Here is a 15,546-nt window from a genome sequence, read left to right on the forward strand (position 1 = left end):
AGCACGGTGAAGGGCGGCACTGAAAGCGAAACGGGGAGATTCGTAAGTATCAGTTGCGTGTCACCCTCCGTGCGCCCCGTTGTACCACCGGTTCACCCGGCGGCGCCCGGGTAGGGTGACAGGCCGTATCCCCCGGACGGAGGCACAGCAGGTGAGCGCGGAGAGCAGCAGCCCCGTCCAGTGGGCGGATCAGGAGCGGTGGCAGCTCGAGGAACGGGTGGCGGCGACCGAGCTGGCCTGGTTGACGCTGGAGGTGGACGTCGAGACCCTGCGGGTCGAGATCGACAACTTCGCGCTGATCCACCATCAGCTGCTCGGCCCGCTGTACGCGCGGCTGGACGAGCTGGACGCACTGGTCGCGGAGACCGTGGCGGCCCGTACAGGTGCCACCGAGGACCTTCGCCGGGCGGCCGAGGCCAGGCAGCGGGTGGACGAACTTCCCGACCTGGACGCGCTCTTCGACAGCCTGCCGACCGAGCCCGCCGCCGAGCCCGAGCCGCCCCGCCGGGTCCGCCCCGGCAAGGACGCGCAGCGGCTCTACCGCGAGCTGGCCCGCCGGGCGCACCCGGACCTGACCACGGAACCGGCCGAGCAGGAGCGCCGGGTGGCCTTCATCGCCCGGGTCAACGAGGCGTACGCGCACGGCGACGCCAAGGCGCTGGCCGAGCTGACCGAGGAGTGGTCCACCGCGCCGGAGGCCGCCCCGGCTCCGGAGGCGCCCGACCGGCCGGACTGGCTGCGGCAGCGGCTGGAGTGGCTGACCGGGAAGATCGGCCGGCTGGCCACCGAGCAGGTCCGGCTGGAGAACACCCCGATGGGCGAGCTGCTGCGGCTCGCCCCGCAGGAGCCCGACCGGCTGCTGGAGGAGCTGGCCGACCAGCTGCTCGGCCAGGCCGCGGCCAAGCAGGCCGAACTGGACCGGCTGCTGGCCGGGCCGGGCGACAATGGTGTTGACCGCCAACGGACACAGGAGACCCAGACGATGTTCGCCCAGCAGCTCCCCACCACCGACGCCGCGTCGGTGCCCACCGAAGCCCCGCTGCTCGACGTCCGTGAGCAGGACGAGTGGGACGCCGGGCACGTGGACGGCGCCCTGCACATCCCGATCGGCGAGGTGGTCGCCCGGATCGAGGAGCTGCCGGACGCGAAGTTGTACGTGCTCTGCCGGGTCGGCGGCCGGTCCGCCCAGGTGGTGCAGTACCTGGTCGCCCAAGGCCGCGAGGCGGTCAACGTGGACGGCGGGATGTTCGCCTGGGAGGCGGCCGGCCGCCCGATGGTGAGCAGCGACGGCCGGGACGCCTTCGTTCTCTAGTAGGTCAGGTCCTCGTAGGGCAGGATGACCGGGCACACCGCAGCCCGAGGGGAGATCCGGCCGTGCGTACCTGGTCCACCCCAGCGCTGGTGGTGCTCTGTGCCACCGGGGCGGTGCTGCTCGGCGGCACCGCCCTGTTCCTGGCCGCGCTGTTCCTGCACTCGGCTCCGTCCAACGCGCTGTCCCAGCAGTACCGCACCGAGCTGGACGCGGTGATCTACCCGGAGTTCGAGCAGAACTGGCGGCTGTTCGCGCCCAACCCGCTGCAGCAGAACGTGACGGTGGACGCCCGGCTGCAGACCATCGCCGCCGACGGCACGGTGACCACCCAGGAGTGGGCCGGGCTGACGGCGGGTGACATCGCGGCGGTCCGGGGCAACCCGGCGCCCAGCCACGTGGACCAGAACCTGCTGCGCCGGGCCTGGGACTTCTACGACGCCACCCACCCGGCACAGGGGAACACCGGCCCCCGGGCCGGTCTGGCCGAGCAGTACCTGAAGCGGATCGCGCTCCAGCGGCTCGGCCCGGCCGCCGGGGGAGTGCGGCTGTTCCAGGTCCAACTACGGGTCGGGACAGCCGAGTTGGCCCCGCCCGAGTGGAGCAGGGAGCAGGTGGACAGCGCGCCGAAGTACCGCGAGCTGCCCTGGTGGCCGGTGGCCGAGGCCGACCTCGGGGGGCTGTGGTGAGCACCCCGCAGCAGGACCCCTCACAACAGGACGTCGAGCAGCCGAGCACCGAGCAGCAGACGGAGCGTCACCTGCTGGGCGCCGTCCCGCGGCAGCGCGTCCGAACAGGCCGGCTCGACCTCAGGGCCCGCCACACGGGCAGGCTGCGCGCCGCCTTCGCCACCTTCACCGGCCGCCCGCTCGCCCCGTACCAGGCGGCGGTGGCCCGGATCGGCTTCGGTCTCGCCTGGGTGGGCTACCTGATCCGGGAGTGGCCCAACCGCCGGGTGCTGTACGGCGACCGCTCGCCCTGGTCGGCGGAGCTGGCCGACCGGCTGCTGGCGGAGAACCACGCCTTCACCGTGCTGCCCTGGTTCCAGGGGCGGCTCTGGTTCGAACTGGTCTACCACCTGGCGATCCTGGCCGCCGTGCTGTTCACGCTCGGCTGGCGGACCAGGGCCAGCGGCGCGGTCTTCCTGGTCACCGTGCTCTCGCTGCAGAACCGGAACGTCTTCGTCGGCGACGGCGGCGACAACGTGATCCACCTGATGGCGGTCTACCTGGTGCTCACCCGCTGTGCCCGGGTCTGGTCGCTGGACGCCAGGCGCGGCCGGGACGGCGGGGCGGTCTGGCTCTGGCTGCTGCTCGGCGCCGTACTGGCGGCCGGTCCGCCGTCCTGGCCCTGGCTGCTCTGGCTGGTGGCCGCACTCTGGTGGTCCGTCAACCGGTGGCGCCCGGACGGCGAGCCGCGCGCGGTGCTGGACGCGCTGGCCACCATGCTGCACAACTGCGCGATGCTGGTGATCGCGGTGCAGGTGGTGCTGATCTACGCCACGGCCGGCTGGTACAAGGTGCAGGGCTCGCGCTGGCAGGACGGCACCGCGCTGCACTATCCGCTGCACCTGGACTACTTCACACCCTGGCCCTGGCTCTCCGGGCTGGTCGGCTCCAGTCTGCTGCTGGTCTTCCTGTTCAGCTACGGCACGGTGATCATCCAGGTCGCCTTCCCGTTCACCCTGTTCAACCGCCGGCTGAAGAACCTGCTGCTGGCCCTGATGATCACCGAGCACCTGGCGATCGCGGTCCTGCTCGGCCTGCCGTTCTTCTCGCTGGCGATGATCGCGGCCGACGCGGTCTTCCTGCCGACCGCCGCCCTGCTGTGGATCGAGCACCGGGTACGGGGTTCCAAGGGCCTGACCGTCTAGGCTGTGCGGTATGTCCTGGTTTACGGCCCTGCGTGACAGCGTGCGCGCCGGGTTGAAGGTGGACCGGACGCTCTCCAACCCCAAGCGCGCGCTGCGCGGAGCCGTCGCAGCCGCGCTGGTGGTCTTCCCCACCCTGGCGCTGGCCGGTCCTGGACCGGCCACCTCCGCCGCGATGGGCGCCTTCATCGCGGGCACCGCGACCTTCCAGCGCAGCTTCCGTCCGCGCGCCTCGCTGGCCCTCGCCGCGGGGATCGGACTGGGCGTCAGCACCTTCTGCGGCTACCTCGCGGTCGGCATCCCCGGCGCCTTCCCGGTGCTGCTCGCGGTCTGGGCCTTCGCCGCCGGGCTGGCCTGGTCGATCGGCCCGACCGGCGGCGTCGTCGCCAGCACCACGGTCTCGGTGATGCTGGTGGTGGTCCAACTGCCCGTCAGCGTGCCCACCGCGCTGGGCCACGGGCTGCTCTGCGCGCTCGGCGGCGGCACCCAGGCGCTGGTGGTCACGCTCTGGCCGATCGAGAGCTGGCGGGCCCAGCGGGACGCCCTCGCCGACACCTATGCCGAACTCGCCCACTACGCCCGCCGGCTACGCCAGGACCCGGTCGCGCACGTCGACCCGGCCCCGTTCATCCTGGCCAGGCAGGCCGCCACGCTGACCCCCTGGCAGGCCAGGCACCGCCCGGGCGAACTCAAGGGGCTGCGCGGCATCGCCGAACGCGTCCGCCCCACCCTGGCCGCGCTCGCCGACCCCAAGGTCGGCGCCCCCGCCGAGGGCCCCGAACGGGACCGGGCCCGCGAGATCCTGGCCGCCGCCGCCGAGGCGATGGACGCGCTGGCCCGGGCGATCCGTACCGGCGACCCGCTCCGACTGCCCAAGTCCACCCCCGCGCTCACCATGGTCGGCCGCGAGTCCAAGGACGCCGAGGACGGCCGCGGCGTGCTCACCGGCGCCGCCCGCCGCTCCGCCCGGCGGCTCACCAGCCTGATCCGCAAGGCCGTCGACACCCTGGACAAGCAGGACCAGGACACCGTCAGCAGCCCGGTGGTCGGCCCCGGCCTGCAGCGACCCTCGCTGTTCCGGCTGCTGCCGGTCGTCGCTCTGGCCGTCCGCCGCCAGCTCCAGCCGCGCTCGGCGGTCTTCCAGCACGCCGTCCGGCTCTCCTGCGTGGTCACCGCCGCCTACCTGGCCGCCAAACTGCTCCACCTGCACCACGGCTACTGGGCCCCGCTGACCGCCGCCATGGTGATGCGGCCCGACTTCGCCCAGACCTACAGCCGGGGCGTGGCCCGGCTGGCCGGCACCGTGGTCGGCGTCGCGGTCAGCACCGCCGTGGTCCAGCTCTTCGACCCCGGCCAGTGGCTCTCCGCCGCACTGGCCGTGGTCTTCATCGGCGGCGCTTTCCTCACCCTCCGTACGGGCTACGCGGTGATGACCGCCTGCGTCTCCAGCTACGTGGTCTTCCTGCTCGGTCTGCAGCCGGGAGACCCGCTGCAGACCGCCGCCGAACGGATCACCCTGACCCTGCTCGGCGGCTCCATCGCCCTGCTCGCCTACGCCCTCTTCCCCACCTGGCAGACCGCCCGCCTGGCCGAGCGGCTGGCTGAGTGGCTGGCCGCCGCCGGACGGTACGCCGCTGCGGTGCTGGTGGTCTTCGGCGACCCGGCCGGAGCGGAGCACCGGGACGTGCGGACCGCCCTGCTGGACTCCAGGGAGGCCCGCTCCGAGCTGCTCCAGGCGATCGAACGGGCCGACGCGGAGCCGGTGCGGCACGACTCGCACCTGCCCGAACTGTCCCGCAAGCAGATCGACCGGGCCCGCGCCGCGATCGGACTGCTCGGCCGTAGCGCCGTCCTGATGGAGGCTCACCTGCCACCCGAGGACGCCGACCCGGTGCCCGGCGCGGCGGAGTTCGCCGAGGAGCTGCGGGACGCCACCGCGATCGCCGCCGCCGCCCTGCTGGTCGGCGACCCGGTCGACCTGACCGGGCTGCGGGCCGCCCACCGGCACTGGGACGACCGGCTGGCCGTGCTGCCCGCCACCGACCGGGTCGAGGTGGCCAGGGCGGGTTCCCGCCTGCTGCTCTCCGCCCTCACCGACCTCGAGAAGGCCACCCGGGCCAGGCGCCCCGTACCCTCGGGGGCGTGAGCAGCAGCATCGGTACCCCGCACGCGGGCGAGCAGTACGACGACGCCTTCGTCCCCTCCGGCACCGACGACCGTGAGATCGGCGTCGGCCCGCACCCCGAACCCTGGCCGGCCGGTCCGCAGTACGACCCCGAGCTGCTCGCCCACGGGGACCGACGCAACGTCACCGACCAGTACCGCTACTGGACCCGGGAGGCGATCGTCGCCGACCTGGACACCCGGCGGCACGGCTTCCACGTCGCGGTGGAGAACTGGCAGCACGACTTCAACATCGGCTCGGTGGTCCGCACCGCCAACGCCTTCCTCACCGCCGAGGTGCACATCGTCGGCCGCCGCCGCTGGAACCGGCGCGGCGCCATGGTCACCGACCGGTACCAGCACGTCCGCCACCACGACTCGGTCGCCACCCTGGCCGCCTTCGCGACCGCCCACGACCTCCCGATCATCGGCATCGACAACCTCCCCGGCGCCGTCCCGATCGAGACCTTCCCACTGCCCGCCCGCTGCATCCTGCTCTTCGGCCAGGAGGGCCCGGGCCTCACCGAGGAGGCCTGGGCCCACGCCACCGCCGTCTGCTCCATCGCCCAGTACGGCTCCACCCGCTCCATCAACGCGGGGGCGGCGGCCGCCATCGCCATGCACAGCTGGATCCGCACCCACGCATAAGGCAGATGCTTAACCATGTGAGAGCAGGGGCTCGGGGAACTGCGACGCCGACCTCGTGCAAGGTCACCGTTGCGTAGGTGGTCAGGCACTTTCGTATGTGACCCGAACGCCAGATCTCCTCGCAGTTCCCCGAGCCCCTGGACCGTAAATGGTGGAGCTCAGCTGAAAAGCAAGCGCCAGGTGTGCGGCCCCGGAAGGCCGTCCGCTTCGCTGCCGGTCCAGCCCTGGGCGGTCTGGAAGTCGGCGACGTTGCGCCGGTCGCTCTCGGACCAGGCCGGTCCAGGACCCTCGGTGTAGTGGCCGGCGAAGCCCTTCTTGACCAGCTGTTCGCCCAGCAGCCTGATGGAGTCGTTCGACTGCCCGGGCCCGAAGCTGTCGGCGCCGGGATAGGCCGGCACCCCACCGGCCGGCGGCGGCGGAGTGACCGCGGCCGGGATGTCCTTGCCCTTGCCGTTGACCAGGTAGTCCCAGGTGTCCTTGCCCGGCAGGCCGTCGGCCTCGGCATCGCGCCACCCCTGCGCGAGCTGGAACGCCTCGGTCGCCCGTCGGTCCGGCTCGCCCCAACTCGGGTCAGGACCCTCGCCGTAGAACCGCCCGGCCCCGCGCTTCACCAGCATCTCGCCGAGCTGCTGCACGTACCGGTTGGACTGGCCGGGCCCGAACTTGTCCGCCCCGGGGAAGCCCTCCGCCACGGGACCGTCCAGGCCCCGGAAGCGGTAGGCGACGTAGGAGCTGGAGTTGCTCCAGTACGCGTACGGCGTGGCCCGCTTGCGGGTGCCCGGCCTGGTCTGTTCGTACGCCAGGTACTGGGTCTGCGTCGCATTGGTCCAGCCGCCGAAGATGACGGTGTGTGAGCCCGCCCCGGGGTTGGCCGGGTTGTTGTAGATCAGTGCGTCGCCGGGCTGGAGCTCGGTGCGGCCGATCCGGGTGGCGAAGTCCGGCAGCGTCCAGGTGGTCTGACTGCTGCCCAGGCCCCAGGCCATCGAGACGAAGCCGGAGCAGTCCTGCCGGTAGCCGTCGGACCAGTAGCTGCTCATGCTGTACGGCACCTGCTGGTCCACCCAGCGCTGGGCCCGGGCCAGGATCTCGGTGCGGGTGGTGGCGGCGCCGACGGAGCGCAGTCGGGGCGCCAGTTCGGCCGACCGGCCGAACAGCGGGCTGACCGCGCCCTGCGGGTTGGATCCTGCGGCGCTGCCGCTGGGCTGCGGGGCGGGCGTGGCGCCGGCTGCTCCGGCGGCCGCACTGCCGCCGAGGACGGTGCCGACTGCGGCGACCAGGACCGCCGCCCGGCGGGCGCCCCGGGCCGAACGGTGGCCGCCGTCGGCCGGACCGGCCCCGTGCATCCGGGCCAGCCGCCGGGCCGAGCAGCCCGCACAGGCACAGCTCTGGTCCGGTTCTATCTCGGTGAACTCGATCAGCACGTCTGACCCTGCCTCTCCTCGGGTGTGCCGGAGGAGATGTGTTCCACCGTGAGCTGTCGGTGTATCAGGAGAAAGGTCACAAATAGGATTTATGCCTGAATGATCGGCGGATTGGCGGGGGAGTACTCGGGCTCGCTCCACGTGAGCGGGCTGGCGTGGGCCAGCTCGACCACCCGCTCGACGGTGAACCACACCGTGCGGTCGGCGTCCGGCTCGGCCCGGCCGGAGACCAGCAGGGCGCCGCCGGTCTCCCAGTCGGGCAGCAGCAGCCCGGCGGCGGGGTTCAGCTCCAGATTCCCCAGGGTCATGAACATGTTGTTGCCCGGGTAGTCGGGCCAGCTCAGCAGCTCGGGGCCGTGGACGGAGAGGAAGCCCGGGTGCCCGCCCCGGTGCGAGGCGTCCACCCGGCCGTCCGGTCCGGCCGTGGCGACGAAGAAGGTGTCGGTGGTGGTCGCCACGAGCTGCTGGACGGTACTGAGCCGGGATCCCGAGCCGAGCAGCTCGGGGGTCGACGGGGTGTCCAGCGGGTGCCGGCGCTGGATGTACTTCGGGCAGTTGGCGTACACCTGCTCGGCGGTGATCAGCAGCCCGCCCCGGCCGTCCGGGACGGAGCGGCCGTTCAGCCGCATCCGCCGCCGTCCCGCCGGATCCAGCGCGATGGTGCCGACCTCGGCCGGGGTCTCCAGCACCGCCGCCAGCGGGTCACCGGGCACCGGACGGGCCGCCACCGCGAGCGTGTTCTCGCCGTCGGCCGCCAGGAACCCGGCGGGCCCGCTGAGCATGCTCGCCCAGACCCGCCCCTCGCGGTCGGTGGCACCCACCACCAGCGTCCGACGGTCACTCAGGAACCGGGCGGCCACGGCCGGGATGACCGCACCGATGCCCCGGCCGACATGCGCCGCCCGGTCCTGCACCCCGGCTCGGGCCTGCACCGCGCGCTCGCCCGGGTGGAAGGTCTCGACAGTCATCGTGGTCCGCCTCCCGATCGCAGTTGGCTTTAGAAGAAGCCGCAGGTCGGAGCAGCCGCGACCGGAGCGGGAGTGCCCTCCAGACCGGCCGGGGCGTAGATCTCCAGCCGGATGCCGTCGGGGTCGGTGAAGAAGATCCCCCCGGAGCCCGCGCCTTCGCCGTGCGGGACGACGCCGTCGTACGCGAACTCGGCGCCCAGCGCGCGCAACCGCGCCTCGGCGGCGCGTACCTCGTCCAGCGACTCGACCTGGAAGGAGAGGTGGTGCAGGCCGGCGGTGCCGGTGTCGAAACGTTCCTTGCTCTGCTGCCAGAGCGTCAGCAGCAGCTTGCCGTCCAGCGCCAGGAAGGCGAAGCGGCGGTCCGCCTCGGTCCCCTCACCGGCCAGTTCCAGGCCGAGAACCTCCCGGTAGAAGGCGATGGAACGGGTGACATCGGTGACGTTGAGCCCGACGTGGCCAGTCTGCATGACAGCTCCCGAAGCGAAGTGGCTAACCTGTACTAGCGATCATAGAGGTTAGATATTCGGGGCGTCAACCATTACTGATGGGCGAACCGGTTAGAAGTAGACTCGGCGTCATGGCAGACCCCCGTGACCCGCGCCCCCTGCTCGGCGAGCCGCTCTCGCTCGACCTGCTGAACACGCGTTGGAACGGCGGAGGTGTCCAGGACCTGCTGGCCAGGCCGGACGGCTACGGGATCTGGCTCTCCTCGGCCGGCCTCGCCGACCGCTGCCCCGCAGATGCCGCCGGCCTGGCCGCCGCCCTGACCACCCGGGACGCCCTGGCCGGCCTGGTCCGGGCCGCCGAGGAGCAGCGCGAACCCGAACTGGACGCGCTGAACCAGGTCCTGGCCCACGGCCGGCTCCGCCACGCCCTCACCCCGGCCGGCCCCACCGAAACCGTCGAGGTCGACTCCCCCGAGTGGCTGGCCGCCTGGCTCGCCGCCGACGACTACCTGTCCCTACTCCGGCAGGGCGCCCACCGCATCAAGGCCTGCGCGCACGAGAGCTGCATCCTGCACTTCTTCGACACCTCGCAGAACGGCCGCCGCCGCTGGTGCTCCATGGCCATCTGCGGCAACCGCGCCAAGGCCGCGCGCCACTACGAAGGCAGGCGCTCAACCACGTGAAACCGGGGGCTCGGGGAACTGCGACGCCGACCTCAGGAGCGTTCAACGTACGTAAATGGTCAGGCACTTTCGCAGTGACCCGAACGCCAGATCTCCTCGCAGTTCCCCAACCAGGCGCCCTGCCTACAGCTCTGCCCCGAGCAGGCGGACCAGCGCCGCCCGGATCTCCGCCCGGCTCGGATCGACACCCGCCCAGGCCGCGTGCCCGTCCGGACGGACCAGAAGCACCGTGTCGCGGAGCTTCCCGTGCGGCGAGGCCGGTGCGGCGGTGACCAGCCGGTCGGCCCAGGGTTCGACCACCGGCTGCTGGTCGTCGTTGGAGACCAGCACGGCCCGGCCGCCCCGGAGCGCCTCGTACAGCCGGGACGGTGCGCCGGGCTCGTCCACGGCGAGCCGCAGGTCGGGAATCCGGCGGCCGACCAGGCGGTGGGAGTCCTTCGGGGCGGGGTACTGGACGGCGATCCCGGAGACCTGACGGGCACCCAACTCGCCCAGCGGGCCGAGCAGGTTGGCCGCCGAGACCAGGGTGGACCGCAGCAGCCTGGTCGGTACCGAGTTGGCCAGCGCCAGCCGGACCAGTGCGCCCGAGCTGCGGACGGCGGCCCGCCCGACCGGGTGACGCTCCGTCTGGTAGGTGTCCAGCAGGGCGTCGGGGGCCCAGCCCCGGACCGCGCCGACCAGCTTCCAGCTCAGGTTGGCGGCGTCCTGCAGCCCGGTGTTCATGCCCTGCCCGCCCGCCGGGGAGTGGCAGTGCGCGGCGTCCCCGGCCAGGAAGACCCGTCCGGAACGGTAGTTGGGCACCTGGCGCTCGTCGCTGTGGAACCGGGACACCCAGCGGGCGTCGTGCAGCCCGTGGTCGACCCCGAAGGCGTCCTGGGTGATCCGGCTGATCTCACCGAGCTCCACCGGTGCGCCGTCCGGGAGTTGGCGGTTCCGGTCCCAGGCGATCACCCGGTACCAGCCGTCGCCGAACGGCACCAGGAAGGCGAAGCCGTTCTCCCCGGCGGCGACCGTGAGCGTCTCGGTGGGCGGGTGCTCCAGCCGGACGTCGGCCAGCAGCACCGAACTCACCACGGACTCCCCGGGGTACGGAATCCCCAGCAGGTCGCGCACCGAGCTGCGCACGCCGTCAGCGCCGACCGCGTAGCCGGCCCGGTAGCTCTCGCCGCTCCTGGTCTCCAGCTCGACGCCCTCGGCGTCCTGCCGCAGCCCGGTCACCTCTGCGCCCCGGACCAGCACCGCCCCGGCCTTCACGGCCCGCTCCTGGAGCAGCCGTTCGACGTTGTACTGCGGGGTGATCAGCACGAACGGGAACCGGCTGGGCAGCTTGCCCAGCTCCACCTTGAGGCTCCCAAACAGCCGCAGGTCTGACAGCGGCGTCCCGGTGGCGATCAGCTCGTCGGCCAGCCCCCGGGCATCCAGCTGCTCCAGGGTCCGGGCGTGCACGGCGAAGGCCCGGGTGAGATTGGACTCGGTGCCGCGCTTCTCCAGCACGGTCACCCGCAGTCCGGCGGTGGCCAGGTCACCGGCCAGCAGGAGCCCGGTCGGGCCCGCGCCGACGATCACCACGTCGGAGGCCAGCTGATTGTCGGACATGCCATCTCCCGTTGATCGGACCAGCGTTCGGCTCGGCTCAGCACCTGAGCCTTCTAAGCTCCCTCTCAGCCTTCCATCATCGCGGGCCCATCAGACACTGTGAATCTCACTGGCATGACAGAGCTCGCACCCCGGGGCACGACCGTGGTCGGCCCGCCCCCTGCCAACGAACGTCCGACCAGGACGAAACTCGTCGAGGTGGTCGTCCCGGTCTACAACGAGGAGCACACGGTCGAGCGGTGTGTCCGCCGACTGCATGCCTACCTGGGAGAGACCTTCCCCTATCCGTACCGGATCACCATCGCGGACAACGCGAGTGTCGACGGCACCTGGGCGGTTGCCACCGCGGTGGCTGCCGAGATCCCCCAGGTCGAGGCAGTTCACCTGGACCTCAAGGGCCGCGGCCGGGCACTGCGTCAGGTCTGGGGCGACAGCGACGCCGACGTGGTGGCGTACATGGACGTCGACCTCTCCACCGGCCTGGAAGCCTTCCTGCCGCTGGTCGCCCCGCTGCTCTCCGGCCACAGCGACCTGGCCATCGGCAGTCGCCTGCACCGGGGTTCGGCGGTGGTCCGGGGAGCAAAGCGGGAGTTCATCTCGCGCGGGTACAACGTGCTGCTGCGGGCCACCATGGCGGCCAAGTTCTCGGACGCCCAGTGCGGGTTCAAGGCGGCCAGGACCGAGGTGGTGCAGCAGTTGCTCGGCTCGGTCGAGGACAACGCCTGGTTCTTCGACACCGAACTGCTGCTGCTGGCCGAACGCACCGGCCTGCGGATCCACGAGGTCCCGGTGGACTGGGTGGACGACCCCGACAGCCGGGTCGACATCGTCCGCACCGTCCTGGACGACCTCAAGGGCATGAGCCGGGTGGCCCGCCGCACCCTGACCGGCGCGGGACGGGTCGACCACCTGCCGACCCGGGTGCAGCAGGCCCAGCTCCCGCCCGGCCTCGGCTGGCAGCTCGCCAGCTTCGCCGTGGTGGGCACCCTGAGCACGCTGGCCTACATGCTGCTGTTCCTGATGAGCCGTCAACTGGTGCCCGCCTTCTGGGCGAACGCCTTCGCCCTGGCCGTCACCGCCGTGGCCAACACCGCCGCCAACCGCCGCTTCACCTTCGGCGTGACCGGGGCCCGGGACGCCCTGAAGCACCAGATCGAGGGCGGTATCGCCTTCCTGATCGGCCTCGCCCTGAGCAGCGGAGCCATCGCCCTGCTCCCCTCGGACGCCTCGCACCCGACCGAACTCGCCACCCTGGTGGGCGCCAACGCCCTGGCCACACTGATCCGCTTCCTACTGCTGCGGGTCTGGGTCTTCAACCCGCGCCGCACACAACGACGCTAGTCCAACCACAACAGGGGCCCGGGGAACGGCGGCGCCAACCTCAGTAGCGTCGCACCTGCGTAATTGGTCAGGCACATTCGCCTTGACCTGCAGATTGTTCCCCGAGCCCCCGGCAGGGTCAGCTCAGCTGTGCCGGCGGACCTCGACCGTACGGAACCGGCTCGCCACGAACGCCCCGTCACAGTAGGCCGCGTTGGCCGCCGGGTTGGCCCCGGTGCCGTGCAGGTCCGAGAAGGCCGCCGTCTGGTTGGCGTACACCCCACCCGTGAGGTTGAGCGAGAGCGAGACCCCGGCGTCCAGGCAGGCGGCCACCAGCGCGGCCTCCACCGCCTCGTCCACGGTGTACCCGGCAGCGGTCATCGCCCCCTGCTCGCGGACCGTCCGACCCAGCAACTCCACGGCCGCCTCGGCGGATTCGACCGCGACCACGAACGAGACCGGACCGAAGCACTCGCCGAGGAACGCCGCCCGGTCGTCCGGCTTGTCCGCGTCCACCTTCACCAGCGCGGGCGTCCGCACGGTCGCGGCCGGGAACTCCGGCGAGGTCACCACCCGTGGCGCCAGCGCCAGTTCGCCGTACTCGCCACCGGCGGCCCGGACGGTGCGGCCGAGCACCCCGGGGTTGACCACGGCGCCGAGGATGGCGGCGGCCCGGGCGTCGTCGGAGAGCAGACCCTCGATCGCGGCGGCCAGGTCGGCCACCACCTCGTCGTACGACTTGCCGCCCTCGTCGGTGCGGACACCGGTGCGGGGGATCAGCAGGTTCTGCGGGGTGGTGCACATCTGGCCGCTGTAGAGCGAGAGCGAGAACGCCAGGTTGGCCAGCATGCCCCGGTAGTTGTCGGTGGAGTCGATCACCACCGAGTTGACCCCGGCCTTCTCGGTGTAGACCTGCGCCTGCTTGGCGTTGGTCTCCAGCCAGTCGCCGAACTGGGTCGAGCCGGTGTAGTCGATCAGCTTCACCTCGGGCCGCACGGCCAGCGTCTGCGCGATGGTGGAGCCCTCGTGCTCGGCGGCCAGGCAGACCAGGTTGGGGTCGAAGCCGGCCTCGGCCAGCACCTCGCGGGCCACCTTGACGGTGAGCGCCAGCGGCAGGGTGGCCCGGGGGTGCGGCTTGACCAGCACCGGGTTTCCGGTGGCCAGCGAGGCGAACAGGCCGGGGTAGCCGTTCCAGGTCGGGAAGGTGTTGCAGCCGATCAGCAGCGCCACGCCGAGCGGTACCGGGACGAACTCCTTGACCATGGTCAGCGGGTCCCGCTTGCCCTGCGGCTTGGTCCAGCTCGCCCGCTCGGGCAGCCGGGTCTGCTCGATGAAGGCGTACGCGACCGCCTCCAGACCCCGGTCCTGCGCGTGCGGGCCACCGGCCTGGAAGGCCATCCCGTACGCCTGCCCGGTGGTGTGCATGACCGCGTGCGCGAACTCGTGCGAGCGGGCGTTGATCCGGGCCAGGATCTCCAGGCAGACCGCCGCGCGGACGGTCGGGCCTGCCGCCGCCCAGCCGGGGCGGGACAGTTCGAGCGCGCCGATCAGCGCCTCGACGTCCGCGTGCGGGTAGCTGACGCCGAGTTCGATGCCGTACGGCGAGGACTCGCCGCTGACCAGCTCACCGTCGGCCGGCTGGCCGTCCAGCGCGAACACGGTGCCGAGCACCGCGTCGAAGGCGGCTTGGCCGTCGGCCTGGCCGGTCTCGCCGTACGCCTTCGGGAACTCCGGGTACGGCGACCAGTAGTCCCGTGCCGTGGTGGCCTCCACCGCGCGGGTGAGGGTGGGCTGGTGACGCTCGATCAGCTCGGCGACGACGGGGTGGCTGGCCGCTGCGGTCATGACGCGCTCCTTTTGGGGCGGACTGGTCACCCCTCAGCGTAACCGAACGATCGGTCGGGTCAATGGGGCAGTTTGTGGGACCGGTGGCGTACGGGCCGGGGGCGGCGGCCATACTCGTTCACATGGCCGAGAACTCCACCCGTACTGCGTACACCGTCGACTCGCTGCTCGCCGTCACGGTCGGGGTATTCAACGAGCGCGGATACGACGGCACCTCGATGGAGGACCTCTCGCGGGCGGCCGGGATCTCCAAGTCCTCGATCTACCACCACGTGCGGGGCAAGGAGGAGCTGCTCAAGCTGGCGGTCGGCCGGGCGCTGGACGCGCTGTTCGGCATCCTGGCCGAGCCCGAGGCGCTGGACGGCCGCTCGGTGGACCGGCTGGAGCACGTGGTCCGCCGCACCACCGAGGTGCTGCTCGCCGAGCTGCCCTACGTCACCCTGCTGCTCCGGGTCCGCGGCAACACCGCGACCGAGCAGTGGGCGCTGGAGCGCCGCCGGGACTTCGATCACCAGGTGGCCGAACTGCTCCGGGCCGCCGTCGCGGCGGGCGAGCTGCGTGCGGACGTCGAACCCCGGCTGGCCACCCGGCTGCTGTTCGGGATGATCAACTCGATCGTGGAGTGGTACCGGCCCGGCAGCAAGCACACCGACGGGGTCGCCGAGGCCGTGGTGCACCTGGCCTTCGACGGCCTGCGGGCCTGACACTGCCGGCTGGCAGACTCCCGGCATGACCGAGATCCCTGCGCACTTCGCCCCACCGATGGCCGAGGACGACCGCGAGCCGCTGCCGCTCACCGGCACCGAACGCGAGCTGCTCACCGCATTCCTGGACTGGCACCGCGAGACCCTCGTCCTCAAGTGCGCCGGCCTCTCCGACGCCGAACTCTCCTCACACCCCGTGCCGCCCTCCGGCCTCAGCCTGCACGGCCTGCTCCGGCACCTGGCCGGGGCGGAGCGCTGGTGGTTCCGGATGCAGTTCGCGGGGGAGGAGGTCCCGATGCTGCACTACTCCGACGAGGACCCGGATCAGGACTTCGAGCGGCTGGACGGCAGTGTCGCCGAAGCGCTCGCCCTCTGGCGTGCCGAGTGTGAGCACTCCCGCCGGATCGTGGCCGCCGCCCCCACGCTGGAGGCCACCGGCACCCACCGCGCCACCGGCAACCCAATCTCGCTCCGCCGCATCCTGATCCACATGCTCGCCGAATACGCCCGCCACAACGGGCATGCCGACCTCATGCGCGAGAGCCTGGACGGCTCGACGGGCTACTGAGACGG

The 15,546-nt window shown here is 72.1% G+C and carries 14 protein-coding genes; 9 read left to right on the forward strand and 5 right to left on the reverse strand.

Annotated features, from left to right (window positions below; translation table 11 throughout):
• Window positions 1-151: 151 nt before the first annotated feature.
• The 5 genes from ASC99_RS36600 (at window position 152) to ASC99_RS04950 (ending at window position 5,990) form a co-directional block, all read left to right on the forward strand.
• Window positions 152-1,312 (forward strand): rhodanese-like domain-containing protein, encoded by a 1,161-nt coding sequence (locus ASC99_RS36600; RefSeq protein ID WP_063856977.1) that lies wholly within the window; start codon window positions 152-154, stop codon window positions 1,310-1,312.
• Between the two features lie 62 nt (window positions 1,313-1,374).
• Window positions 1,375-1,998, forward strand: coding sequence for a DUF5819 family protein (locus ASC99_RS04935; protein WP_057228651.1), 624 nt, complete (start codon window positions 1,375-1,377; stop codon window positions 1,996-1,998).
• Between the two features lie 143 nt (window positions 1,999-2,141).
• Window positions 2,142-3,182 carry an HTTM domain-containing protein gene (locus ASC99_RS04940; RefSeq protein ID WP_235502828.1) on the forward strand — a complete coding sequence of 347 codons (1,041 nt, stop codon included), beginning with the start codon at window positions 2,142-2,144 and terminating at the stop codon, window positions 3,180-3,182.
• Between the two features lie 10 nt (window positions 3,183-3,192).
• Entirely contained in the window at window positions 3,193-5,325 is a 2,133-nt protein-coding gene (locus tag ASC99_RS04945) for an FUSC family protein (RefSeq protein ID WP_057228655.1), read from the forward strand.
• The gene (locus tag ASC99_RS04950; RefSeq protein WP_369824334.1) at window positions 5,322-5,990 is read left to right on the forward strand and encodes a TrmH family RNA methyltransferase; all 669 of its coding nucleotides are present in this window, start codon (window positions 5,322-5,324) and stop codon (window positions 5,988-5,990) included. Before ASC99_RS04945 ends, ASC99_RS04950 begins: the two co-directional genes overlap by 4 nt.
• A 158-nt stretch (window positions 5,991-6,148) precedes the next feature.
• On the opposite strand, the gene ASC99_RS04955 is transcribed toward ASC99_RS04950, so the two are convergent.
• From ASC99_RS04955 to ASC99_RS04965, 3 genes are all read right to left on the reverse strand, one after another.
• The gene (locus ASC99_RS04955) at window positions 6,149-7,411 is read right to left on the reverse strand and encodes a peptidoglycan-binding protein (RefSeq protein ID WP_057228656.1); all 1,263 of its coding nucleotides are present in this window, start codon (window positions 7,409-7,411) and stop codon (window positions 6,149-6,151) included.
• Window positions 7,412-7,500: 89 nt separating this feature from the next.
• Entirely contained in the window at window positions 7,501-8,379 is an 879-nt protein-coding gene (locus ASC99_RS04960) for a pyridoxamine 5'-phosphate oxidase family protein (protein ID WP_057228658.1), read from the reverse strand.
• A gap of 29 nt (window positions 8,380-8,408) precedes the next feature.
• Complete coding sequence (locus ASC99_RS04965) at window positions 8,409-8,846, reverse strand: VOC family protein (protein ID WP_057228660.1); 438 nt, start codon at window positions 8,844-8,846, stop codon at window positions 8,409-8,411.
• 110 nt (window positions 8,847-8,956) lie between these two features.
• Here ASC99_RS04965 and ASC99_RS04970 point away from each other — a divergent pair, with 110 nt between their 5' ends.
• A complete protein-coding gene (locus ASC99_RS04970; RefSeq protein ID WP_057228662.1) occupies window positions 8,957-9,508 on the forward strand; it encodes a CGNR zinc finger domain-containing protein in 552 nt (183 codons plus the stop codon).
• A gap of 123 nt (window positions 9,509-9,631) precedes the next feature.
• On the opposite strand, the gene ASC99_RS04975 is transcribed toward ASC99_RS04970, so the two are convergent.
• Window positions 9,632-11,104 (reverse strand): FAD-dependent oxidoreductase, encoded by a 1,473-nt coding sequence (locus tag ASC99_RS04975; protein ID WP_057228664.1) that lies wholly within the window; start codon window positions 11,102-11,104, stop codon window positions 9,632-9,634.
• Between the two features lie 114 nt (window positions 11,105-11,218).
• Here ASC99_RS04975 and ASC99_RS04980 point away from each other — a divergent pair, with 114 nt between their 5' ends.
• Window positions 11,219-12,445: a glycosyltransferase gene (locus ASC99_RS04980; protein ID WP_057228666.1), complete on the forward strand. Its 1,227-nt coding sequence runs from the start codon at window positions 11,219-11,221 to the stop codon at window positions 12,443-12,445.
• Between the two features lie 123 nt (window positions 12,446-12,568).
• Here the strand turns inward: ASC99_RS04980 and paaN are convergent, their stop codons facing one another.
• Window positions 12,569-14,269 (reverse strand): phenylacetic acid degradation protein PaaN, encoded by a 1,701-nt coding sequence (paaN, locus tag ASC99_RS04985; protein ID WP_057228668.1) that lies wholly within the window; start codon window positions 14,267-14,269, stop codon window positions 12,569-12,571.
• Window positions 14,270-14,391: 122 nt separating this feature from the next.
• On the opposite strand from paaN, the gene ASC99_RS04990 reads away from it, so the two are divergent.
• Entirely contained in the window at window positions 14,392-14,973 is a 582-nt protein-coding gene (locus ASC99_RS04990; RefSeq protein ID WP_057228670.1) for a TetR/AcrR family transcriptional regulator, read from the forward strand.
• Window positions 14,974-14,998: 25 nt separating this feature from the next.
• A complete protein-coding gene (locus ASC99_RS04995; RefSeq protein WP_057228672.1) occupies window positions 14,999-15,541 on the forward strand; it encodes a DinB family protein in 543 nt (180 codons plus the stop codon).
• The last annotated feature ends 5 nt before the right edge of the window (window positions 15,542-15,546 follow it).

This window comes from Kitasatospora sp. Root107, assembly GCF_001424875.1.
In the GTDB taxonomy this organism is placed as follows: Bacteria; Actinomycetota; Actinomycetes; order Streptomycetales; family Streptomycetaceae; genus Kitasatospora.

What these genes read in the sequence shown, in the direction of transcription:
- ASC99_RS04945 (WP_057228655.1), top strand. Translation starts at nt 3,193, where the DNA reads ATGTCCTGGTTTACGGCCCTGCGTGACAGCGTGCGCGCCGGGTTGAAG.
- ASC99_RS04960 (WP_057228658.1), bottom strand. Translation starts at nt 8,379, where the DNA reads ATGACTGTCGAGACCTTCCACCCGGGCGAGCGCGCGGTGCAGGCCCGA.
- ASC99_RS04965 (WP_057228660.1), bottom strand. Translation starts at nt 8,846, where the DNA reads ATGCAGACTGGCCACGTCGGGCTCAACGTCACCGATGTCACCCGTTCC.
- ASC99_RS04970 (WP_057228662.1), top strand. Translation starts at nt 8,957, where the DNA reads ATGGCAGACCCCCGTGACCCGCGCCCCCTGCTCGGCGAGCCGCTCTCG.
- ASC99_RS04975 (WP_057228664.1), bottom strand. Translation starts at nt 11,104, where the DNA reads ATGTCCGACAATCAGCTGGCCTCCGACGTGGTGATCGTCGGCGCGGGC.
- ASC99_RS04980 (WP_057228666.1), top strand. Translation starts at nt 11,219, where the DNA reads ATGACAGAGCTCGCACCCCGGGGCACGACCGTGGTCGGCCCGCCCCCT.
- paaN (WP_057228668.1), bottom strand. Translation starts at nt 14,269, where the DNA reads ATGACCGCAGCGGCCAGCCACCCCGTCGTCGCCGAGCTGATCGAGCGT.
- ASC99_RS04990 (WP_057228670.1), top strand. Translation starts at nt 14,392, where the DNA reads ATGGCCGAGAACTCCACCCGTACTGCGTACACCGTCGACTCGCTGCTC.
- ASC99_RS04995 (WP_057228672.1), top strand. Translation starts at nt 14,999, where the DNA reads ATGACCGAGATCCCTGCGCACTTCGCCCCACCGATGGCCGAGGACGAC.